This window comes from Paenibacillus thalictri, assembly GCF_004307995.1.
GTDB classification, from domain to species: Bacteria; Bacillota; Bacilli; order Paenibacillales; family NBRC-103111; genus Paenibacillus_AF; species Paenibacillus_AF thalictri.
Genome location: NZ_SIRE01000004.1, coordinates 117,887 through 141,589, shown reverse-complemented (window position 1 = coordinate 141,589; position 23,703 = coordinate 117,887). Strand labels below are relative to the sequence as shown.

The window sequence follows — 23,703 nt, the reverse complement described above, 5'->3', positions numbered from 1 at the left end:
GGGAAGGGGAAGCATGAATGAAGTTGTCTGTATTCACAGCATCGACGCCGGACTTAACATTGGATGAGACGATTTCAGCAGTAAAGGAAGCGGGCATAGACGGCATTGAATGGCGGTTCGCCGATGTTCCCCCGGATGCGCTGAACGAGGCGCCGTCTTTCTGGAGAAACAACCGCTGCTCCATCCCGATCGCTTCCGAAAAGACGAAATGGTTCGAGTACAGATTGGCTGCGGAAGAAGCGAATATTACCTCGGTCGGCGTTCTGCCGAATATGACGGCCGGTGATCTCGTGACCACCGAACGGCTTCTGCGGGCCGCCAGCTTTATGGACGCTTCTTTCATCCGCTTGGGCGTACCGCTGTACGACGGAACCGAACCGTATGCCAAGCTGTTTGAGCAAACGCGGGAATATTTGCGCAAATCGGAAGTAATATGCCGCAATTACGGAGTTAAAGGCATTGTGGAGATTCACCATAATACGATCGTCAGCAGTGCTTCGGCGGCCCGCAGATTATGCGACGGATTCGATCCCGGTTATATCGGCATTTTATATGACCCGGGTAACATGATCTATGAAGGGTACGAGGACTTCACGATGGGGATTGATATCATGGGGCCTTATCTTGCTCACGTTCATGTGAAAAATGTGAGCTGGAACCGGGTGGACAATGCGGCGGACGGCGTTGTCTGGAGAGCTGAATGGGCGGGCTTGCGCAAAGGCTGCGTTCCTTGGCCTCGGCTCGTAGGCGATTTGCAGGCGGCCGGTTATAAAGGGTATCTGGGCCTCGAAGATTACAGCGGTGAATTTGCGACAAAAGACATGCTTCGGGAGTTTGCCGGTTACTTCAGGACGTTGTTGAACGAACAAAACCATACGTTTCGGGAGGATGTTATATGAAGAAAACAAAGCAAATGATTGTGGGCTCCCTTTCCGCCTTGCTGCTGCTGTCGGGCTGCGCCGGCGGCGGGGATAGCAAACCGGCGGCATCCGGGGCAAACGGCGGAGCGGCTGCGCCAAGCGCCGCCAAGGAAGCGCCGAAGGAAGCTGCCAAACCGGCGGAAGCGCCAAAAAGCGATGTGACGCTGACGATCTCCAGATGGGCGGGGCCGCACGCTGACGACCAGGCCGAGCTGCTGAAGGAATTCGAGAAGGAAACCGGCATCAAGGTGAAGATGGATGCGATCGATTTCGGTCAATTGAAGCCTAAGCAAACGCTGAATATGTCGGGCAAAACGGGGCAATACGACTTGATCTGGGCCCAGGAATCGTGGATTGGGGAATACGTCAAATCGGGATTTCTGACCCCGCTGGACGATCTGGTGAAAGAAGCCGGCAGCAAATACGACGCGGCCGATTTGAATCCAAGCGCGATTAAAGCGTTTACTGTAGACAATAAGTTATACGGTTTGCCGAACTTCGAGCAAATGCCGCTGCTTGTCTACAACAAGGAGATGCTGCAAGCGGAAGGATTGCAGCCGCCGCAAACGTGGGACGATACGCTGAAGGTAGCGAAGCAGTTTTTTGACAAAGGAACGGGCATCGGCATTCCCGGCAAGCAGGGCAGCGCCAGCGTCAGCATCTTTACGATTCTTAAACGCACCAACGGATCGGACTATTTCAATGCATCCGGCAAGCTCGATTTGGCGACGCCGGCCAACATCGAAACGATGCAGTTCTGGAAAACGCTTGCTTCGTATTCGATGAAGGGCAGCACAACCTGGTGGTGGGATGAAGTTACAAAAGCTTTGCAGTTCGGGCAAATACCGCTGGGCATTACACAGTCGGGATTGTTCTCGCAGCTGGAGGATCCAACCAAGTCGAAGGTTGCCGGCAAGCTGGGGTACGCGCCGCTGCCATATAAGAAAAGCCCGGCCGGCTTAATTAACGTATGGAGCTGGTGTTTACCGCAGGACAGCAAACATCCTAAAGAAGCGTTCCAGTTGGCGGCATGGCTGACCAGCAAGGAAACGGAGAAAAAGATGAGCCTCAAAAACGCCAGCCACATCAGCTTGCGCCAGTCTCTGTTTAACGATCAGGAGCTTGTGTCGAAAGCGCCTTGGCTGCCGGCCGTCGGAGCGGCTTTAAAAGACGGCATCACATCGCCGCTTCAGCCGAATGCGCCGAAGCTGGTCGAAGCGCTGGGCAACGGTATGTCGAGCATCATTACTTCGGGCGCCGATCCTAAGGAAATTTTGGAGAGAGTACAGCAAGATCTGGCTTCACAATTCTAAAAATGACATACGGGGGAGTAAAAGTGGAAAAACCCCAAGGCGGAACCGCAGTGATGAACCATCAGCAACGCCGCTTGATGAAAAAAAATGAAGCCAGTTTCCTGGCCGGATTTCTGGTCCTGCCGGCGGCAGTTATCGTGTTTGTGGCGATGATTGTGCCTCTTGTATACGCAATGTACATGAGCTTCTTTCAATACGGTTTGGGACAGGAATCCAAAGCAGTTTTCGTCTTTTTCGATAATTATATCCGGTTTTTCAAAGACGCTACGGCATTGCGCTCTTTGTGGAATACGTTTTTGTTTATGGGTTTGGCGTTATTCCTGGAATTGTTGCTGGGGATTGGCATTGCCATCTTACTGACGACAATTCCGGCCAAGCTGGCCAATGTCATGAGAGCTTTATTTACGATGCCGCTGCTGATTTCTCACGTCATCGTAGGTTTGATCTGGCGGTATATGTATGATCCGACGTATGGACTTGTTTATTACGTATTGTCGTGGTTTGGTCTGGAATCGTTCGGCGGGCTGCAGAAAACAAGCACGGCGTTATTCAGCATCGTGCTCGCCGACGCCTGGCACGCCACTCCTTTCTTGATCCTTGTCGTCTCTGCCGGACTAACGTCCATTCCGCACGACTTGTATGAGGCGGCCAAGATTGACGGAGCGGGAGCATTGCAGACACTGACGAAAATTACGCTGCCGATGTTATCCAAGGTCATTGTTGTCATTACGCTGATCCGGGGCACGGACGCATTCCGCGTGTTCGACATCATCTTTGCGCTGACCGGCGGCGGCCCCGCCAACTCGACGTCGTCGCTTAGCATTTACGCCTACAAGCAAGCTTTTGAAAACAACGAGATGGGCTACGCGATGGCCGTGTCGGTTATTACGCTGGTTGGCCTGCTGCTGATTTTTGGCTCGTTGATGAAAAACTCCGCTTCCGGCAAGGCAGGGTAAAGGAGGAATCATACATGCTGAACCGCTGGCTCGGACGCGGATTCAAAACATTGGCGTTAGGTCTGTTCACCATCTGGACCGTTGTCCCGATCCTGCTTGTGATCACCAATTCGTTTAAAACGGAAATGGATATTTTTACGACCACGCCAAAGGTGTTTTTTACGCCTACACTTGTCAATTATGTCAATGCGTTTCTTAAGGGCGATTTCTCTTCATATTTCAGCAACAGCGCTTTTGTCGCTATTGTCTCTACGCTGATCGCTATTATTTTTGGCACCTTGGCGGCTTACGGCTTGGTTGGTTTCAACTCAAGGTGGTCCAATGCAATTGCTAACGGCTTTCTATTAGGAAAGCTGGTGCCGGCGATCTCGATGCTGCTGCCGCTTTTCACCTTGGTTAGAGCATCGGGTCTGTTGGGTACGCTGGCCGGGCCGGTGATCGCGCATGCCGCCTTGAATCTGCCTTTTATTATTTGGCTGATGATGGGATTTATTCGCGATGTGCCTCATGAACTGAGCGATGCGGCCAAAATTGACGGCTGCTCTCCCATGCAGACCTTTTGGAAAATCATCGTTCCGATCGTATTGCCGGGCATGGCTGCCGCGTTTATTTTGGCCATGCAGTATTCCTGGAACGAGCTGTTGTTCTCGATGCAGCTGACCAGCATGGATACGTATACGCTGCCTGTCGGCATCTCCACCTTCGTTGGCGCGATTTCCGTCGATTGGGGCAAAAGCAGCGCCGCCGCCACCATTACGATGGTGCCGATGATTATTATCGGATTTTTTGTACAGAAATATATCGCAACCGGTACAACAAGCGGTGCGGTAAAAGGGTAAACACCATTCCTATTCGGATACAGGGAGGAAATTAGAGATGGCAGTGATTACAGAGGAAATGAAAGCATTTTTTAAAGAAAATGGATATATCTTGATTAAAAATGCGGTGCCAAAAGAAAACTGCGAGCGTACTGTAAAAGCGATCTGGGAGTTTATGGGCAAGGATCCGGAGAACCGGGAAGGCTGGTATACGCCGCCGGCCGGTATGGACGAATTGTGGCATGATCAGCAGCGGGGCATGATTCCTTTTATCCATCACCCGTCGCTTTGGGATAACCGCCAGTTCCCACGGTTGTATCAAGCGTTTGCCGAGCTGCTGGAGGAGGAAAAGCTGTGGGTCACAGTGGACCGGGTGAACATGAAGCCGCCGAAACGGGACGACAAACCCGAGTTGAACGCCAGCTTCATTCACTGGGATACGGACACAACCAACCTGACGTTCCCGCTGCCGCGTCCGCGTCCTTTGCAAGGCGTCTTGTTTTTGGAGGATACAAATATCCATCAAGGCGGTTTCCGCTGCGTGCCGAGCATCTATAAGGATTTTGAGCAGTGGATTAAAAATCAGCCGGCGGACCGCAATTCGATCAATCCGGATTATACGGGGCACGAAGTGAAGGTTATTCCCGGCGAAGCAGGGGATCTGCTGCTGTGGGACGTCTTGGTTGCTCACGGCAACGGGGAAAATATGTTCGAACGTCCCCGTCTTGCGCAGTACATTACGATGTTCCCGGCGAAAGAAGAAATGTTTGAGGAGCGGAGAAGACTTGCGTTCGAAAGCTTGAAGAACAAAACGTCGATGCACCAGCAGTCCAACAAATTTAACCCGTTTCCGAAAGATCCTCGCGGTTGGGAGCTTACCCATACGCCGGAGGACCCTGAATTGACTGCCCTGGGCAGAAAGCTGCTCGGCCTCGACGCTTGGAACTGGTAAGAGGTTAAGGGCTATACACAAAGAATAGCTGCTAGAGAGTGTTATTTCCAAATGATGTGCAAAGGCGCCTCCAAAACCACTATGCAAGTGGGGTTGGAGGCGCCTGCCCATTATTGTTCCGCCGAAGGGACGAGTACGGGCGTAACCTCATATCCGTCCCCTTGCTTGCGGACGATCAAAGTGGAGGGTTCCTGACTCGCAGCATGCTCGGAAGACGCCGGCAGTACTTTAACGGCAGGCGCTGCATACTGAGAATTGTCCGATGGCACATGCTGCACTCTTAGGGTCGAAGACTCGGTGATTGAAGTTCCTTCCGAAACTTGCAGCTTGATGGAGGACTGTGCAGGCTTGGAAGAATCGTTTGCCGGCACTGGCGCTGGAGTCAGCGCCGGTACGGGTGCCGGTGCCGAAGCAGGTGGCGCCGGTTGCGGCGACCCGTCAGCATGCAGTTGCGCCGATACCTTCACGTTGTCCGAATTTTGCTGCTGCGGAACAGGAGCGGGTTTCTTCACGCTCGAATCCTGCGGAACAAGCTGCGGCTTCTTCACGTTGTCTGGAGCTGCCTGCGGTGCGGCTTGAGCGGGTACCGGTTGCGGCGATTCGCTAGAAGCGACTGACTGAGTCTCCGTGGGAGCGGCCGGTTTTGGCGCGTCAGACGATGCCGTTTGCTGCGTGCCGGCGGAAACCGAAGCACTGTCCGAACCGCCCGGGTTTGACGGCTGTCCATCGGCGGAAGCCGTCTGTTTTGCCGAATCGCCAGTCAGTGCTGTTTGTTCCTTGGCAGCGGAAGCGGACTCTTCCGTTTTACCTTCGGACGTTTTTTCGCTTGCATATTGCGTGGCCGTTTGATCGGATTTGGGGCTTGTCAACGTGCAGCCGCTGATGAAAATGATTGCCGCCATACCGAGAAACGACCAGCGATACGAATTTGTTTTAAACTGTTTGATCATGTGAATTCTCCTTTGCAGTTGCGATTTGTTTCCCGTAAGATTCACGCTGCCGGCAGTTGGGATGGGGGACGAGAGGTTTTCCAGCAATGTAATGAGCGTAAGTCCGTATGCCCGGCTTTGGCCGGGAGAAAGGCAGCTGAGCGCAAGCGCGTCGCTGGCGATCTCTTGGTCCTCCCGCATCCTCCGGTAAGCGTACCAAAGCACCGGATTAAACCAATGAACGATCAACAATATGTGCATCATCCAGTTGACGGCGATATCGTTTCGCCTGCAGTGCGCAAGCTCGTGCAGGAATACATGCTGTAGTTGATTGTCGTCCAGCAGACTAACAACTTTAGTAGGCAAAATTAATCTAGGTTTCAGCCATCCGAAGAGAGTTGGCGTAGTGAGCGAGCTGGATTCGGCAAGTACAATGTGCCTGTGAATCGCCATCCGTTTTTTGCACTGATCAAACAGTTGAATGACACTGGCATCGGTGATCGCCGTCGTTTCTTGCCTCATTGTGCGAGCAAACTTTCCATTGACCCAAATGGTGTAGCTTCCCAATATACATACCCCGGCGAGCCATATGACAAATAAGTGCCGGTAAATGAAGCCGAGGGTGGTGTCCGGGAGCGGGACATCGTCCGCAAGTGGTTCCGCCTGAAACGAAACAGCCGAGTGAGCGGGATGTGCCGGCTCCGTAAACCCGATCCAATTGTAGATGCTGAGTTCGCTCTCCGGCCCCCATGGCAGCATTAATTTAAACATCAATAAGATCCACAGCAGATAATGCCATCTCGGTTTCAACCGATGCCTTAACATGCGCTGCATGACGATAATCAACACCGCCAGAACGGCCGCCATAACCGAGACCGAGCAGACCCAATGGAAGAGGCTGATAAGCAGCTCCGCTAACCGGTTCATAATCGCCCTCTCATTTCCGCAGTTGATTCGGCTGCGCTCATTTCGATTTGTCGTCCAATATGTTTTTTAACTCTTTAATTTCTTCCGGCGAAAGCCGTTCTTCTTTTAAAAAGTTAACGAGCAGCGGTTTAAAGGCGCCACCGTAAATTCGCTTCAGAAAGGACTCCGTTTCGGACTTCACGCATTCGTCTTCGGACACCAGCGGGTAATAAGTATACACCCTGTTTTCCTGCGAAAAAGAAATGGCTTGCTTATGAACCAACCGGTTCAGAAGCGTTCTTACGGTTTTTGGCTTCCAATCGGTTTGATGTTCCAAAGCTTCAATGACTTCGTTTGCCGTGCATGATGTTTTGGACCATAACACTTTCATGACTTCCCACTCCGCATCGGATATTTGGGGAATATGGCTCACAGGTCTGCCTCCTTTATTGTATTGATTACATATGTAATACACTAGTTATATTACACGCGTAATCCATGCTTGTCAAATACGCACGAATGCCGTGCAAGTGCGCAGCTCGCCCGCCGCTTGTCCATGACAAAGGCCTCGTCCTTTCCGTTTGGTTACGGCTTATGCCGCAGACAAGCGGAGGGCAAACGTCCATTTTTTCATTCGTATGGGTGTTTACCGTGGTCGGTATAGGTGCATTTCCATAGACTGTTGGTGTGTTAATAAACACATGAACCCTGAGCAGACAGGGTCAATATTAATGGAGGTGTCCCGTTTTATGGAAAAGTATCAACCGATGGCAATGCCTTATATGTCTAATGTGCAGCCCAACATGCAGCCCAATATGCAGCCCAATATGCATCCTAACATGCAAGCCCCGATGATGACGTCGCCGGCTGCAACTTATCCGACTACGATGCCGATTAACGTTTCCGCCAGCTACGAACAAATCAATTTGTATGAAAAACCGAAACACCACCATCATCATTGCCATCCGCATCATGGCGGCTGGGGTTCTGCAGGCATTATTCTTGTGCTGTATATTCTGCTCGTCATTATTCTTCGCTGCGGACACGGACATAAAATCTGATTTGACACATGCAAAGGCTCCGGCTTTCCTTCATGGAGGCGGGAGCCTTTGGCCTTCTTAGCGATACAGGAACTAATCGGAAGAGGAATCCGGCATATCCGCTGCGGCTGCAACTACGGAAAAAATGTCCTCCGGCTCGAGACCCGATTTGGCATAATACAGCTGCGCTTCTGCTTGCCGTCCGAGCCGTTCCAAGCAGCGGCCGATATAATGCAAGGCATAGAAGCTGCCCAGTCCCTTCAGCCTGAGGTAGCTGGTGGGCTGTTCGCCGAGCTCCAGACAATGTTCAAACACGGCCAGCGCTTCGGCGGCCATGTCCATGTGCATCAGAATGATGCCTTTATAAAAGTGCAGATCCACATAATCGGGATAAAGCTGAATCGCCCGCAGGATGCCGGGCCAGGCGCTGCGGATGCTTCCGCAGCGCAGCAAAGTGTCATACTTCAGCTTATACAGCAGGGAAGGCGGCAAGGATCCGTTTTGCAAAAAGCCGAGGATCGAACGGTTTACATAATCCAATGCCGTTTGCCAACTGCTCACTCGGTAATATTCCGCCGCCAAATGATAATCGAACCATGGATTGTGGTCGGGTTGTTCCACCTGCTTCAGCAGCAGGGATGTATTTCGCTCATGTTTTGCTTTTTCCCGGATGATGGGCTCCATATATCCGTAGTGATGAACGGAGGCATCCAGCTTTTTAATACGTGAAGTGTCGTAATCGGGCGGCAGCGTCACAGTCTCGTGAATATCGCCGGCGAAGCGGATGCCTCTCCCCAGACGGAATAATCGCGCTTGCGGCATAATGTGCGCATGATTGACGTTTACCTGCTCAAGGTTGTCCCCGTAATAATTAATAATGGAGAGGGATATGACATCAAAGATCGGGTCGTCCAATGCCTGCCGGATAAGAGTGTGTTCTGCCGGATTCAATCGCTCATCGGCATCAAGCCACATCGCCCATTCGCCGCCGGCTTGCGCCAGTCCGAAATTGCGCGCATCGCAGAAGCTGTCGTGCCACGGATAGGAGAGAACCCGCGCTCCCAGCGACTCGCAGATGGCCGGTGTATCGTCCGTTGAGCCGGTATCGACAACGACGATTTCATCGACAAGCTGTCTTGCGCTTTGCAGACAGTCCGCAATCCGCTTCGCTTCATCTTTGACGATCATGCATAAGGACAACCGGATGTTGTCTGTCATGGATACACGTCCTCCCCAATGCCGGATTCAGGGTATTGTATTCGCCGCCCGATCACAATATGTTTGAAGCGAATATTTTGGATTACTACAGATTTTTCGTTCAAAAGGAGAGATGATCTTCATGATAACGATCAGCTTGTGCTTGATCGTCAAAAACGAAGAGAACAGCTTGGGACGATGCCTTGGCTCCGTACACGATCTGGTCGACGAAATCGTGATCGTGGACACCGGCTCCACCGACCGGACCAAAGAAATTGCAGCGTCTTTTAACGCCCGCCTATTTGATTTCGAATGGATTCACAACTTTGCGGCGGCCCGCAATTATGCCTTTGATCAAGCGACGATGGAATACATTTTTTGGCTTGACGCCGATGACGTTCTGGAAGAAAAGGACCGCGTGCTGCTGCGCGAGCTGAAGGCGACCCCGGATTTTGACTATGACAGCGTGACGATGCATTATCACCTGTCGTTTGACGCTTCCGGCAAAGTAACCTCCAGCCTCCGCCGCAACCGTCTGGTGAAACGTTCCTGCGGATTCCGCTGGCACGGCATCGTTCATGAATATTTGGCTGTTGGCGGACGCATTATGGACAGCGCCATTGCCGTGACGCATAGAAAGGACGTTCCGCATACAAGCAGAAACTTGGATATATACCGCAATCAGCAAAAGGCGGGGGTACCGTTCTCGCCCAGAGATCAATATTATTTTGCCAACGAATTGCGCGATCACGGACATTACGCCGAAGCGGCCGGCATGTATGAACGGTTTCTGTCAGGCAAGCAAGGCTGGGTGGAGGACAACATCAACGGCTGCTACAAGCTGGCCGACTGTTATGCCCATCTGGAGGAGAAGGAGAAGCAGCTCGCTTCGCTGCTCAGAGCGCTTACTTACGACAAGCCGCGCGCCGAGCTTTGCTGCAAGCTGGGGGATTGGTTTCAGCAAGCGGGCAATTGGGAGGTCGCGATTCATTGGTATCAGACGGCAACGATGCTGAAGTTACCCGAGAATTCATGGGGGGCCATCGATCATGCGGCGTGGACGTGGCTGCCGCATCTGCAGCTGTGCGTCTGCTACGACCGCCTGGGGAAACGTGATAAAGCGTATCTTCACCATGAATTGTGCAAAATGCATGTCCCGGACCATCCGAGCGTCAAATTCAACGAGGCGTATTTTCAAAAGCTCGGTTACCCGCATCAAGGCGGGGCATAAGAGACCTCATGGCCCATCGCGAGTTCGATCGCCTCAATGCGACGCCCGGACGCATGTTCGGATTCTATAAATATAGAAGTCAAGGGACTTGGGGAAAGCTTCCGAAGAAGCTTTCTTCCAAGTCCCTTCATATTTCCGCTGCGGTTGGTGCATCTATTTTCATAGAGTCGGCCCCGACTCTAGTAATCCAGCGTCAAGGGAAATTGCCCGTGCCTTATGCCGGAAACCGCAGCGATAGCGGTCTATAGGAAGGACCATCTCAAAGTTTGCTGCATATCTTATAGAAATAAATGAGAGAAAGGGGGCAACTCTATGAAAACGTCGGACCCGTCGCAGGAGCAATTAAAAAAAACGTGGAGATTTACGTTTAAAATCGTTGTCTTTTTCATATGTTCCTTTTTGCTTATTTTATTATCGGTCGAAGGTTACGGGCCGGAGCAATTTTATAGTTATATGAAAGACAAATCGTTAAGTTTGCTTGGCATCGCTATTGCTTTATGGACGACGTATTATTGGCTTCCGCCCTTGTTTCAGTGGGGCCAACCGTCACAAACCTTTATTGATCTCGACAGAGCCAACATCATCAAACCGCAGGATACCGGCGTTTCCGGCGGCTATACCGGTATCCCCTCCGAGCAGGAACCGGCCGAAATTCCGCCGTCCGCGCTCAGCTTTCAGCTGTATTTTATGGAAATGAAGCAATTGTTCGAGCAGAAGGCTTCCTTAGCCAATCAAAAAGCGTCCGTACTGCTGGACAAAGGAACGAAATATGCGCAATTCGGCATCGTATTTTACGTTTGCACGATCGCCTTATGGCAAGTATTAGCTCTGGCACTCGGCGAATTCAAAACACAGATGGTGTACGGGATCGCTTCCTGCTCTTTTTTGTTTCTGTTTATTGAGTTTTTGAGCGCCTGGTTTCTTAAGCAATATCAGCATTTTGTAGATACATCCACCTATTTGATTAAGGTAAAATCGATTTTTGACAAATATATGCTGGTCGTGTTGTTTTACCAGGAGTCGGAAGACATCCCGGGCCGGGAGATCGTGCTGCGCCATTTAACGGAAGATATCAAGTGGCCGGATATGTCCAAACTGCACAGCGACGAAGTCAGCTTTGCCAAGGAGGCGGTTGATACGGCGATTCAGCTCATTCAAAGTCTGCAGAAGCTGCCCTTCTACGGGGCGGAAAAGGCCAAAGCGGCTGCCGGTCGGGATCAAGAGAAGAAATCGGGTGATGGCGGATGATCCACGACGCAATGCACGTTTCGTACAATATGTATTTGGTTGTGTTGTCGTATCTGATTGCCGTAACGGCTTCATACACCGCATTGGACATGTCCGGACGAGTGACGCATTCCGCCAAAGGGAACCGGAAAATATGGCTGGGCTGCGGTGCGGTATCGATGGGCATCGGGATTTGGGGTATGCATTTTGTCGGGATGCTCGCCATGCAATTTCCGATAAGCGTCACCTACAAAGTAGTCCAGGTGATATTGTCGATTTTATTTGCCATCGGTTCGTCTCTGCTTGCCATCTATATAGCCAGCCGCCATGAAATAAGAAGCTACCAGCTGCTGGCCGGCAGCATGGTGATGGGCGGCGCGATCAGCGGCATGCACTATATCGGCATGTCGGCCATCGAAGAAGTGCAAGTAACCTACGACCCGCTGCTGTTCTGTGTCTCCATTCTGATCGCCGTGCTCGCTTCGGTTGTCGCGCTGATGTTGGCTTTCCGGTTCCGCGAATCGCATGCGAAAGCGGAGCTTGTCCGCAAGCTGGCAAGCGGGATGGTCATGGGTATCGCCATTACCGGCATGCATTATGCCGGGATGGCGGCGGCCTCTTATTATCCCGCCAAAGACGGCGCATCGGGTGTTAGTACGCTGCCGCATATTGATCAATCTCTGCTAGCTTTGCTGGTGGCCGTCTCGGCATTTGTCATTTTGAAGATGGTGCTGATCAGCTCTTGTTTTACCGACCGGCGTACCGCGAGCCGGCAGGCTTTCCACCGCTCGATTCTGGAATCGACGATGCACGCCTTTTTGCTGCTCGATCAGAAGGGGACGATTACCGGCTGCAATATAGCGGCGGAGCGGACAACAGGTTACGCTCAGGAACAATTGGTCGGCCACTCGTTGTTTGAGTTGATTACCGCCATACCGGGAGACGCCAAATATGCCGATACGGCGGCATTGGAGCAAGCGGGCTTGGAGGCTATGACCAACCGTTTCTATGAGGTCCAATTGCGCTTGGCACCCGGGGGACGTTTGCCGGCTGAACTGTCCGTTGTGCGGTTATCGGGGGAAGATCCGCCTATATATCTGGCATGCTTCAGCGACATATCGGGTAAAAAGCGGGCGGAAGCCAAACTCGAAGAAACGCGGGGGCTCTCGGAAAAATTCGTGGAAGGGCTGCCTCTTGGTTATTTGCTCTGCCGGGGCGATATGATCATAAAGGCGAATCACAAAGCACTGCAGCTGCTGGAGGTATCTTATCCCGATATCGTGCTGCAGAAGCCGCTGTCGCGATGGATTACGAAGTCATCCCAGACTCCGTATAAATTATGGATGGACAATATGGTTAAAAATAAATCGGCAGCAGTCATCCGGCTGACGATCCACACCTGTGAATGGAATTTGCTGCAGGTGACGCTGGAAGGTCAACGAATTCTACTGGACGGCGAACCGGCGGTACACATTTTCATACTGGATGCCGGTGCCGATTCATCCGTTCCGGAACACTTGAGCGGTGGGGGAACCGCTGCGGAACGGGCATCCGCTATGGGGGAAGGCATGCTTCAAGCGGCATTAGATAACGGCCAGTTTAAGCTGATCTTTCAGCCCCGGATCCGGCTGAACGATTATACGCTGACCGGAGTGGAGGTTTTGCTCCGGTGGGAACATCCGGAGTACGGCTTGCTGTCGCCCTCCTTCTTTTTGACGCAAATCGTGAAGGCCGGGCTTGTTCCTGCGGTAGGGTTTTGGATTTTTGAGCAAGCGGCGGTTCAGCTTAAAATGTGGAGCGATCTAGGCTGGGGGCCGCTGCATATGTCGGTCAATTTATGGAATGAACAGCTTGACGACACCTCGCTTTCGGACAAATTGCAGGGACTGCTGGCGCAAAGCGGCTTGTCCGTTCCCAGCATGGCTGTAGAGATTCAGACGGACTGGGATGCAGTTAATCCGGTGATGCGAGTGGAGCGGCTGACGGAACTTCGTCAGGGCGGGATCGCCATAACACTGGCCAATCTGACGAAAAACGTGTTTTCCGTAGAATGCATGAAGAAAGTGCCGGTTCAAGCGATCGAAATCGGCCGCGACTATATTCACAACCTTTCCGACAAGGGGGGGACTATTGCGGTCGTTCGGGCGATTATCGCGATGGCGCACAGTCTTGGTTTGCAAACGGTAGCCAAAGGGGTCGAGACGCAAGAGCAGCTCGCCATATTATCGCAGCTTGGCTGCGACGAGGTGCAAGGCTACTATTTGTGCGCCCCGCTTGCAGCGGACGACCTGCAGAAAATGCGGCCGGAACTGCTTGCCTTTCTACGAGAATTGCGCGAGAAGTTAGCGCGCTAAAAGGGCGATTCATAGAGTACAGGCATACAATTGCTAATCATGAAGTTTCATATAATAAAAAATAGAAGTTTATCGGTCATTCCGAATCGATTCCGTGTGGTGAATCCTCGTTTCAATATGTGCAACCCGCCATTTTTACCGAAAGGAGCCGGATTGATATGCCTTACGTTCAAAGAAGCGGCGAAATAAAGGTGCTGGTCGTTGATGACTCTTTTGTTTACCGTGAGTTCATGGCGATGGGATTGTCTGCCGATCCTTCGATCCAAGTGGTGGCGACTGCGGAAAATCCGTTTGAGGCAAGGGATAAAATAGTGCAGTGGGAGCCGGATGTCATGATCTGCGATATCGAGATGCCGTTGATGAACGGCATTGAGTTTATCAGCCGGCTGCTGCCCCAATATCCGATTCCGGTTATCGTGGTCAGTACGGTGGGGGAAGCCGCTTTGGAGGCGCTGCAGGCCGGGGCCGTTGAATTCGTGGCCAAACCCGCCGCCCATCGCTTGTCCGATTTCCTGGCCGAGCTGATCGGTAAAGTCAAAATCGCCGCCGGAGCAAATGCCGATCCCGGGAAAAAAGGAGAGGGCGCCGCGTTAGCGGGCGATATACGGCCATCTGCGGCCAGCTCTTTTAAGGTTGTCGCAATTGGAGCATCGACGGGAGGTACGGAGGCGATCTCCCGGATCCTTCATAAGCTGCCGAAATCCTTCCCGGGCATCGTGATCGTGCAGCATATTCCCGCGGTATTTTCGCGGATTTTCGCCGAACGCTTAAACGATACGTTACCTTTATCGGTAAAGGAGGCGCAGTCCGGTGACTTCATCATACCCGGTCAAGTATTGATTGCGCCCGGAGACCGGCATATGGAGGTGAAGCGGTGGGGCCAGCATTTGCAAGTGGAATGTTACACGGGGGAGCGGGTGAATGGACATTGCCCGTCCATTGACGTGATGTTCCAATCGGTGGCGGCTGCATCGGGAAAACAGGCGGTTGGCGTGCTGCTGACCGGAATGGGCAGCGATGGGGCCAATGGGCTGCTGGCGATGAGGAAGCAGGGAGCGCGAACGGTCGGGCAAGATGAGAGAACCTCCGTTGTATACGGCATTCCCAAGGTCGCTTATGAGATCGGAGCTGTAGAACGGCAAATCGGGCTGGGCCAAATACCGGCGGCGCTTCTGCAACTGCTTGCGGAGAAAGAGTGATGCGATGGCTCTAGAAACGAAAAAACGCCTTTAGTCCGCATAGGATGCGGTATTAAAGGCGTTTTGTAATGACTACCGTTTCACGCGAAAGTAAACTTAATGTTTCCGCTGCTTACTTCTGCAATTTGTCATGCAGCGCCAAGATCAGCGTGACGGCTTCGGCGCGCGTAGCGTTATCGTTCGGGGCAAACGTATTGTTGTCCCGTCCGCTGATCAAGCCTTGCTTATACGCAGCGGCCACTTCCGCTTTGGCCCATTGCGGGATGCTGCCCGCGTCGGAGAAGGTAACTTGTGCGTCGGTGTCTACATCCAGCTTCAGAGCGCGTACGATGGTGACAGCCAGCTCCGCCCGGGTGATATTGTGATCGGCCCGGAACGTGCCGTCTTCGTATCCGTTTACGATTCCCGCCTGGACTACCGGCGTCAGGAGCGGTTTCACCCATGCCGGAATGCGGTCCGCATCCGAGAAGCTCAGCGCGTTCGGGTCTTGCTCCAGCTTTAACGCTCTGCTCAGCAGCGCTGAGAACTCTCCGCGGTTGATGGTCGTATTCGGATGGAATCCGCCATCTTCGTAACCATTGACGAGTCCGAGCCCCACGGCGCGCCCAATGTTATCTTTGGCCCAATGATTTTGAAGATCTGTGAAATTGCTGCCGTTAGGTTCTTCGGAGGAAGCGGAGCCTGCCAGCGGCGTACCGGAAGTATTGGCATTCGCAGACGGCGTATTGCTCAAGTTTCCTCCGTTGGATGCCGTCGGTTTGCCTTCCGTTTCTTTAGCTGGGCTGGCCGGCTGCGCTTTATCTGCCGCTGCGGGCACCGGCACGCCAAAACCCAAGTCCACGTCATATTCATGGTCATACAAACCGATCGGTGGAGGCAGCTGCCAATACACTTTAACCCAGCCCTTCAAGCGGGCTTGCAAATCGTCGACCTCAAAGCGGACAACACGTGCGTTTGCGGTTGTATCCGTGCTAACCGTTTCCGTTTCTACCAGTGTTCCTTTTACCTGTGTTTTAAACGATTTGGTTTCCGCGCTTTGCTTCAGCAGGAACGAGACGTATTTTTTACCGCCACTGACGGTAAGTTTACCGCTGTTTCTGTCGACGTAATCATACATGACCGACGGCTCGTCGCTGCCCTTCTTGTAAATGGTGAAACCGATTGTATATTGCCCGTCAACCAGTTCTCCCGCCTTGGCACTGGCGGATGATTTGGACGTATCCGCAGTTTGCTGAAGCGCGTCTTGTGCAGCGGCTGCTTCTGCGATCCCGCTAGGGAAAGATAGTGAGGGCAGTAATAGCAGAGATAGAAATAAGGCCAGTGAAAGCCATATTGCCATGGATTGTTTCATAGAGTTCTTCAACTTTAAGCAGGCTCCTTTATAATCTCATATTTTTGTACATAGATAATGATAATCATTATCATATATTACGTCAATACATATATGGGTAATTTTGTATAATCATTGCAAAAAGCCCGAAAATACCGGATACCGGCATCTTCGGGCCTCTTACTTAATCCCGCTTGCAGTTTACTTCTGTTCCAGCTTGCTTTGCAGCGCCAGAATCAGAGTGATCGCTTCAGCACGCGTAGCGCTGTCGTTCGGGGCGAACAGGTTGTTGTCCCGTCCGCTGATCAAGCCTTGCTTATGCGCAGCCGCAATTTCCGCTTTGGCCCATTGCGGAATGCTGTCCGCGTCCGAGAAGGAAACTTGCGCATCTGCACTTACATCCAGCTTCAGCGCACGTACGATGGTAACGGCCAGCTCTGCCCGGGTGATTTTGTAATCTGCCCGGAATGTGCCGTCTTCATAGCCGTTGATGATGCCTGCTTGCACGACCGGTGCGAGGAGCGGTTTCACCCAATCCGGAATGCGGTCCGCATCGGAGAAGCTGAGCGGAGCCGAGCTTTGCTCCAGTTTCAGCACTCTGTTCAGCAGCGCTGTAAATTCGGCCCGGTTGATGGCGGCATCGGGACGGAACCGGCCGTCCTCATAGCCATTAACAAGTCCAAGCGCTACGGCGCGTTCGATGCCGGTTTTGGCCCAATGATTTTGAGTGTCGGCAAAGCTGCTGCTTGCAGGCTGCCCATTTGGCGTTTGGGTGGCAGGCGCTTCGACCAACTGGGCGCTGCTGGCATCAAAAGCAAAGTCGGCATCAAATGTTTTGCCGTCATATTTGCCGGCAACGATCAACGCGAATTGGGCTGTCACTCGGTTAGCGGCATATTTGACTTCGAAACGAATCGTTTTTTCATTGTTTCCAGGGTTGCTGGAGACGACTTCCGGATCGTTTAACGAACCGTCGGAACCTACCAATTTGACACTGGATACCGCACTGCTGGACAACGTGACGACGGCATAACTTCTGCCGTTCTTCACTTCCAGCTTGGCTGGATGTTTGACATATTCGTTAGCCGGAGACGTCTGCATGGTGTCTTTGGCATACAGCGCATATTCGATCGAATAGATGCCCTCTTTCAGCGTTTCGGCAAGCGTTTTGATGATGACGCCTCCGCCTCCGCCCGAGCTGGAACTGGAGCCGGTATAGGTGCCTGTTCCAGGGTTCGTAACCGGAACCGGTGTAAGCTCGGAAAATCCGATCTCAAAGGCGCGTTCCGTTTGCTGGGCGTCGAGCAAAGTGAGCACATAAACGGCTGTACGATCGGCCACCTCAAAAGAGATCGTCGAATCCGTGCTTAATACCCGCACAAGACCGGATTGCTTGGCTGCTGCGGTAAGCTGCACGTCTTCACGGCTGCCGTCCGCTTTTTTCACTTGGACTTTCTTCAGCGTAGTTCCATTTACTAGGGTAAAGCTTGCAACTTGCTTGCCGTTGCTTACTTTCAGACCGGCATTGGAGGAGACGAAATTCGTCAGCGGTGTGCCGGTGGCGTCGGTAATCGTGGACGGCAAACTTAAGGTGTAGTTGTTATTTTCCAAAATGACGGTTGCCAGGAAAATGGCGATCGCCTTCTTCAAAACCACAACCGCGTCGTTGACGATGAGCTGAGTGGCTGCCGTGTTGTTGGCTACCGTTTTGGCCTGATCGATCGCAGTTTGCAGAACGGCTTTGGAACCTGTGGCATATTGCCCAACCGCACTCCCTTCAACAGCTGCGGCCAGTTTCGCTTCCGCGGTTTGAATTTGGCCGGAGAGTTCGCTTTTATCGACGCCTGCCGGTACCGGTGTGCCAAAGCCAAGCTCGACGTCGTATTCATGGTCGTACAAGCCGATCGGCGGAGGCAGCAGCCAGTAAATTTTGACCCAGCCGTTCAAACGTGATTTCAAATCGGGAACTTCAAAGCGCACAATCCGTGTGTTGGCGGCAGTATCGGAGCTGACGATTTCCGTTTCCGTCAGGACACCGTTTACTTCCGTTTTGAACGATTTGGTTTCCTCGCTTTGTTTGAGCGTAAACGAGACGTATTTTTTGCCGCCGGCTACGGTTAATTTCCCGCTGTTTTTGTCGACGTAATCGAACATAACCGACGTTTCATCGGTGCCTTTTTTGTAAATGGTAAAAGGAATCGTGTAGTTGCCGTCCGTAAGCTCATCCGATTGCGTTAAGACGGAAGCCTTAAACGTGTTAACGGCTTGCTGCAGCGTTTGCAGCGCAGTTGCGGACAAAGCGCTTGTGCCGTTTAAGCGGGTAGCCTCCAGGCCTGCAGCGTTAATAGCAGCTTGCAGCGCATCTTTGGCCGCTTGCGGATATTGTCCCGGCTGCGTGCCGACGACAGCTGCACGGTATAACGTGTTGGCGCTGGAAATGGCCTGGGACAACGCGCTGTTGTCCACGCCGTTAAAGTTCAAGCGGATGCTGTGCGTCATGTCATAATTTTGCGCCGGTATGGAAATGTGCACCGAAGCATCGACAAGCGCTGCCGGATCATCCACCTTGAATTTGACGACCCGGGTATCTGCCGCCGTATCTTGGCTGACAACCTGGGTATCTGTCAATTGTCCGCCTGTCTTGACTTTGAATTCCTTCACGATCGAGCTGCTCTTGACGGTAAAGGACGCATAGGTCGAGTAGGTCACGCTGCCGACCGTAGAGATGACGGCAGGCTTCAGGAAGTAGCTTTCCATGCTGGAAAAAGTGTCCTTCGTGGCGTCCACGGCCGAGAAGTACAGCGGATACGTGACCGTTACTTTAAAAGCGGTCAGCGCATCGGACAATGCCGTGCTTGCTGTGGTGATTTGCGGACGGGTAGCTGCCAAGTTGGCTGCGGTCGACCTGGCGGCGTCAATCTTCGCTTGCAGCGAAGTTTTGGCCGTTTGGTAGGCAGCCTCAAATCCGGGCTGGGCCGTCGCTTGCTGAAGTATCGTTTGGGCATTATCCGCCGCACGAGTCAGAGCATCCAACTGATTACCGTTGTAGCTGATGTAGATTTCTTTGGTAACGCCGTTCAGCTTGTAGCTGATGTAGGATTGGCCATTCCAATATTGATCCTGAATACCGGCCCTGCGGATATTAACTTGGTACGTTTTCTTTTGCGTATCGGAGCTTTTCAGAACCGGAATCGCTCGGTAATACTCATTGTTATAATCCAGACCCGTGATGGAGAAGCTTGCTCCGTTGTTTTTGGATAACTTGTCGGGCTCGGATTTAACCAGCTCTTCCGGGGTAACGCCGATGAAGGTCAAATTGGCCCTTAGGGGGTCGAGACCGTCTACTTTATTGATAAATACGGAAGTGCGGGAGAGCTCCGGTGCATTTTGCGACGGTACGGTTGTTGGATTCAATGAATCCAAAGGAATGATTTTAACGGGATTTTCGGTAAAGATGTATTTACTTGCTTGATAGTCTTTAAGCCTATTGAATGCTTTTGTTACATCCGACTCACTTGCTTGCACAGTCGTCAGGACGTCTTGTGCGTTGATGATATTCTTTTGCCAGGAATCTTTTAGTGTGCTAAATGAAGCATACTCCCCGGGCGTGACAGGAGGATAGGAAAATCCTTCCTTGCATTCTGCATATCCGGCTCCGTGCATATTGGCGAAATCCTCCATAGCAATAGGCAGGAACTCACGAAGGGCTTGCTTATCGACTACGGAATTAATGCTGTATTTATACTTATTCAGGGCGCTGTTCAGCGCATTGTATACCTCTTTGATCAACTCAGAATTCACGTTGCTTGAGGCGATCAGATTATCCGCCATCGTAATTTTGTCAAGCAGAGGTTGCCTGGACCCGATTGGATACGCCCCCAATTGGGTGCCTTCATAAGTGCTTGCTGTGACCGACTTGGCATCGGCAACAAGTGTTTGAAGCTGCGGCAGCGTGATCGCCATAGGCGTATCTGCACCTGGATTACAGTTATTGCCCTCGAAGCCGGGCAGGGTGCTGAGATCAATCGACAGCTGTACATTGTACCAGTAATCGTATACAAATCCCGGCGAGTAGTCCGGATCGTCTTTGATCACGATATGCATCAGCAAATCCGGGTTCTGGGTAAGTGCCTCCACATCGATCGTTGCGACTTTATTGCCCGAACCGTCGGTAGCGTCTTGAACAGGGACCTGCTGGTAACCGTCCATACCCTGAATCTGCTGGGTCGCGCTGTTAATGACCGCTTTGCTCGCTCCCGCTTTGCGAAAGCCGAAGTATTGGAAATATTTATAGTATTTAGGCTGGATCTGATGTTGGAGCTTGAAGCTCCCGTCCTGCACGATCAGCTTGCCTGAGTTCTCTACGTACAAATAAGAGTATGCGGCGGAAGAATCGTTAGTTCCGTCCTTTAAGTATCGATAGCCGACCGGATATTCGCCATTGTTAAGCCCATCTGCAGCTTCGGCTGTTCCGATGCCAATTTGAAACGAAGACAAAAAAGAAGACACAAACAGTGCTAATGCAAGCCATACGGCGATGGACTGCTTTACGTTGCTTTTCAACTTTAAGTACACTCCTTCTTAAATTCGCTCTTGGACCAACATAAACGCCAAAACGAAAAGCGGTTGGGATACAACCACTTTTCGCCTTGGCTTAGGTTAATCTTTACAGCACTGCCGAAGCAGGCTTAGTTCCAGTGAATCGTAAGTGGGTAAGTCGTCGAATGAGGACCTGCATCCACATAAAGCAATGTATTGATATCACTCGTAGGGTTGGAGTTTGTGAAAGTGAACACCGAATCACCGCTGCCATTAAACGATTTGGAGGCAGTTACAAAAGTGGCGGAGCCATCATCGGCTTGTAAATCACCGTAATTGTCTCCGGACAGCGTGATAGTAACGGTTGTTCCTGTCACATCGGCCGAACCTACGATATAACCGTTAACATGCGAATTGTAAGGAGAAGTGGAGCTCCCGCCATAATAAAATTCATAAGATTTGCTTGCGGCCATGGCCGGAACGGCAAAGGCAAGCGCAAGTACGAACACCAGCAGCAACAAAGATAACGACTTTTTCATGGACAATCTCATTTGGACACACTCCTTGGTTTTTTGTTTTTTTGTAGTACGACAACGGGTACGAATAAGCTGCGACAATTGTCTCGAATAAATAAACAACGAACCAAACGAACGAACCGGCTAGCTTCACCCCACTTTCCTGAGTGTAAGATGCCACAGAAAAAGCGCTCTGTATAGATAATGATAATCATTATCATTCAAGATGTAAAAAAAATTTCTGCGGCCCGAGGTGACTGATCAGCGCTAACAAACAGTACCTCATCTTCAGAAAGTCGACAATGTGTGCACTCACTATCGACACCCCTATCTTATAATCGCCTACTAAAATTTGTCAATGCCTATTTAGCTATTATTTTTATAAAATAATTCACACAAAGTTCATATTTTTAGTCGAGAGGCTTATAAGCAAATGGTTCTACGAGAAGAGATCTATTCAATTTTCCAAGCTTGGCCGCAGATTTTGAAAAAGAAGGCAACCGGCTTCCGCCGGCGTAAAGAAACGGGTTGAAGCAGATGCCTCAACCCGTTTATGCCATACTTATGAAGAAACTTACTCCGCGGTCAATTTGGTCCAATCGACCCGCGCTTCGGCCGCATTGGACGTTGTGCCCGTGACCCAATGTTCGGTTGTGGCGGCGACGGTATTCGTCTGAATTTGCCAAGTGGCCAGCGCTGCCCCGCCGTCTTTGTACAGCGTCGCATTCCAGCTGCTGTCTACGGCAATTTTCCACGTATGCCAGCCGGTATCGCCGGTCATGCTGTACACTTTGCTCCAGCCCGCCGTGCTGCTGGTCATCGAATACACGCCGTCGGCCTGCAGGGCGATCATCAGCCGTCTCGATCCGGTAGCGACCTTAGCGCCTAGACTGACGGCCGTCGTCGGATCGTTTACGGTATAATCGGCAACCTGGGCGCGGAATTCCAATGTGAACGGAGCAGAGGCTGGAGCTGTACCCGTATAGATTTTGGAGACGGTCGCCTGCTGGTTAAGCAGGTGCAGCTGCCCGGCCGGATTGATTTCCACGGTGCCGCCGTCATTGCTGATCGACCAGCCGCCGGTCGAATCCCACTGCGTATCGACGAGCGGTGCTGTCGCATCGAGGTCGATTTTTTGGAACATTACCTTGTTCAGGCTGTTTTCCCATGCCGCATAAAATTTCCCCGGGCTGTATTCAATCGCCATCGTATACGTATCCCAGCCGCTGTCGTCGGCAAACAGCTGCCCCGTGGTCCAGCTTGCTCCCGGTTTTTTTGTTTTAAAATAAAGCGTGTTCCGGTCGGAGGCCGTATTGTAAATCGTTATATACTGCCCGTTGCTGTCTTTGGCGAAGAAGCCTTTTGCATTGTAATTGGGGATGTTGGTGTCCTGAACGGCATTGGACCAGGTTGTGCCGTTATCCGTGCTGGAGGAGCTGTACACGTAACCGCCGGAAGCGGCGCGCATCTTGATGACCAGATTGCTGGCATTGTCCTGGTCTTCGGCGATAAAACCTTCCTGCAAAAATGCGCCCGACGAATTCGGAATCGTACCCGCAAGGCTCCACGACGACAAGTCCGTCGATTTCAGAACGCCGTGTATCCGCGTGCCGTCGTTTGTATGGAACGGCATCAAATAAACGCCGCTATGTTTGACAATTTTGCCGCCGCCGATGGTTGTACCCGTATAACCTAGAGTCAGCGTATGGCTGGACCAAGTAACGCCTTTGTCGGTGCTTTTAAAAGCGATCAGTTTCTGTGTTTCCGAGCTGGACGCCGTCGCCGGCACGCGGCCGACAAAGGCATAGATCATGCCTCTGTCCTGGTACAGAATGACGTTCCCGTAGGCCCAGGTCGCATCATGCTGGACCATCGTTTGCGCCGCGCTCCATGTGGATCCGCCGTCGCTGGAGTAGGCATACATAATGTCGCCCATATCGCCTTTGGAGCTGCTGTATTGGTTGCGCCAAGCAACGACCAGATTGTTCGAATCATATTTTTCAATATCAACCGTGCGCAGGTTGTAGTAACCTGTACCGAGATTGTACACCGTCGTTTTGCCGGAAAGAGCGGCCGCTTGAAGCGGCGCAGGAATGAGCAGCAAGGAGAACATGCTCAACAGCAGTACGGCGGCAGACAGGAAGGTACCGGATTTTTTTAAGCAATATTTTTTAAAAGAATACATGGCCAAAACTCCCTTGTTTTTAGAATGAGTGGCAAATGAAATCAAGTGTCCAACAGCGCTTGCTGTAATGTATCCGCTTACATTACAGTTCA

At 51.8% G+C, this 23,703-nt stretch carries 17 protein-coding genes; 10 read left to right on the top strand and 7 right to left on the bottom strand.

Annotation, left to right across the window (positions count from 1 at the left end; translation table 11 throughout):
• Positions 1 to 17: 17 nt before the first annotated feature.
• From EYB31_RS05240 to EYB31_RS05220, 5 genes are read left to right on the top strand one after another with little or no spacing between them, the layout of a single operon-like run.
• A complete protein-coding gene (locus EYB31_RS05240) occupies positions 18 to 899 on the top strand; it encodes a sugar phosphate isomerase/epimerase family protein (protein ID WP_131012235.1) in 882 nt (293 codons plus the stop codon).
• Positions 896 to 2,233 (top strand): ABC transporter substrate-binding protein, encoded by a 1,338-nt coding sequence (locus EYB31_RS05235; protein ID WP_131012234.1) that lies wholly within the window; start codon positions 896 to 898, stop codon positions 2,231 to 2,233. The genes EYB31_RS05240 and EYB31_RS05235 overlap by 4 nt, the downstream gene beginning before the upstream one ends.
• Positions 2,234 to 2,256: 23 nt before the next feature.
• Positions 2,257 to 3,189 carry a carbohydrate ABC transporter permease gene (locus tag EYB31_RS05230; protein WP_165452223.1) on the top strand — a complete coding sequence of 311 codons (933 nt, stop codon included), beginning with the start codon at positions 2,257 to 2,259 and terminating at the stop codon, positions 3,187 to 3,189.
• Between the two features lie 14 nt (positions 3,190 to 3,203).
• A complete protein-coding gene (locus EYB31_RS05225) occupies positions 3,204 to 4,028 on the top strand; it encodes a carbohydrate ABC transporter permease (RefSeq protein ID WP_131012232.1) in 825 nt (274 codons plus the stop codon).
• A gap of 37 nt (positions 4,029 to 4,065) precedes the next feature.
• A complete protein-coding gene (locus tag EYB31_RS05220) occupies positions 4,066 to 4,959 on the top strand; it encodes a phytanoyl-CoA dioxygenase family protein (RefSeq protein ID WP_131012231.1) in 894 nt (297 codons plus the stop codon).
• Between the two features lie 110 nt (positions 4,960 to 5,069).
• Here EYB31_RS05220 and EYB31_RS05215 read toward each other — a convergent pair whose 3' ends face one another.
• Together EYB31_RS05215 and EYB31_RS05210 are read right to left on the bottom strand one after the other, a co-directional pair.
• Entirely contained in the window at positions 5,070 to 6,815 is a 1,746-nt protein-coding gene (locus EYB31_RS05215; RefSeq protein ID WP_131012230.1) for a M56 family metallopeptidase, read from the bottom strand.
• A 37-nt stretch (positions 6,816 to 6,852) separates the two neighbouring features.
• Positions 6,853 to 7,185 carry a BlaI/MecI/CopY family transcriptional regulator gene (locus tag EYB31_RS05210; protein WP_420819426.1) on the bottom strand — a complete coding sequence of 111 codons (333 nt, stop codon included), beginning with the start codon at positions 7,183 to 7,185 and terminating at the stop codon, positions 6,853 to 6,855.
• Between the two features lie 358 nt (positions 7,186 to 7,543).
• Between EYB31_RS05210 and EYB31_RS05205 the strand changes: the two genes are divergently transcribed.
• On the top strand, positions 7,544 to 7,855 hold the full coding sequence (locus tag EYB31_RS05205; RefSeq protein WP_131012228.1) for a hypothetical protein: 312 nt from the start codon (positions 7,544 to 7,546) through the stop codon (positions 7,853 to 7,855).
• Between the two features lie 72 nt (positions 7,856 to 7,927).
• Here the strand turns inward: EYB31_RS05205 and EYB31_RS05200 are convergent, their stop codons facing one another.
• Entirely contained in the window at positions 7,928 to 9,052 is a 1,125-nt protein-coding gene (locus EYB31_RS05200; protein ID WP_131012227.1) for a glycosyltransferase, read from the bottom strand.
• Between the two features lie 121 nt (positions 9,053 to 9,173).
• Between EYB31_RS05200 and EYB31_RS05195 the strand changes: the two genes are divergently transcribed.
• The 4 genes from EYB31_RS05195 (at position 9,174) to EYB31_RS05180 (ending at position 15,042) form a co-directional block, all read left to right on the top strand.
• Positions 9,174 to 10,262, top strand: coding sequence for a tetratricopeptide repeat-containing glycosyltransferase family 2 protein (locus tag EYB31_RS05195; RefSeq protein WP_131012226.1), 1,089 nt, complete (start codon positions 9,174 to 9,176; stop codon positions 10,260 to 10,262).
• 312 nt (positions 10,263 to 10,574) lie between these two features.
• Positions 10,575 to 11,510: a hypothetical protein gene (locus EYB31_RS05190; protein ID WP_131012225.1), complete on the top strand. Its 936-nt coding sequence runs from the start codon at positions 10,575 to 10,577 to the stop codon at positions 11,508 to 11,510.
• Positions 11,507 to 13,843, top strand: coding sequence for an EAL domain-containing protein (locus EYB31_RS05185; protein WP_131012224.1), 2,337 nt, complete (start codon positions 11,507 to 11,509; stop codon positions 13,841 to 13,843). The genes EYB31_RS05190 and EYB31_RS05185 overlap by 4 nt, the downstream gene beginning before the upstream one ends.
• Before the next feature lie 158 nt (positions 13,844 to 14,001).
• Entirely contained in the window at positions 14,002 to 15,042 is a 1,041-nt protein-coding gene (locus EYB31_RS05180; RefSeq protein WP_131012223.1) for a protein-glutamate methylesterase/protein-glutamine glutaminase, read from the top strand.
• A gap of 112 nt (positions 15,043 to 15,154) precedes the next feature.
• Here the strand turns inward: EYB31_RS05180 and EYB31_RS05175 are convergent, their stop codons facing one another.
• The 4 genes from EYB31_RS05175 to EYB31_RS05160 all read right to left on the bottom strand — a co-directional run bounded on the left by EYB31_RS05175 (position 15,155) and on the right by EYB31_RS05160 (position 23,611).
• On the bottom strand, positions 15,155 to 16,393 hold the full coding sequence (locus EYB31_RS05175; RefSeq protein WP_131012222.1) for an S-layer homology domain-containing protein: 1,239 nt from the start codon (positions 16,391 to 16,393) through the stop codon (positions 15,155 to 15,157).
• A gap of 180 nt (positions 16,394 to 16,573) precedes the next feature.
• Positions 16,574 to 20,935: an NEAT domain-containing protein gene (locus EYB31_RS05170; protein WP_165452222.1), complete on the bottom strand. Its 4,362-nt coding sequence runs from the start codon at positions 20,933 to 20,935 to the stop codon at positions 16,574 to 16,576.
• A 125-nt stretch (positions 20,936 to 21,060) separates the two neighbouring features.
• A complete protein-coding gene (locus EYB31_RS05165; RefSeq protein ID WP_131012220.1) occupies positions 21,061 to 21,462 on the bottom strand; it encodes a hypothetical protein in 402 nt (133 codons plus the stop codon).
• Between the two features lie 538 nt (positions 21,463 to 22,000).
• Positions 22,001 to 23,611: a sialidase family protein gene (locus EYB31_RS05160; protein ID WP_165452221.1), complete on the bottom strand. Its 1,611-nt coding sequence runs from the start codon at positions 23,609 to 23,611 to the stop codon at positions 22,001 to 22,003.
• Positions 23,612 to 23,703: the final 92 nt, after the last annotated feature.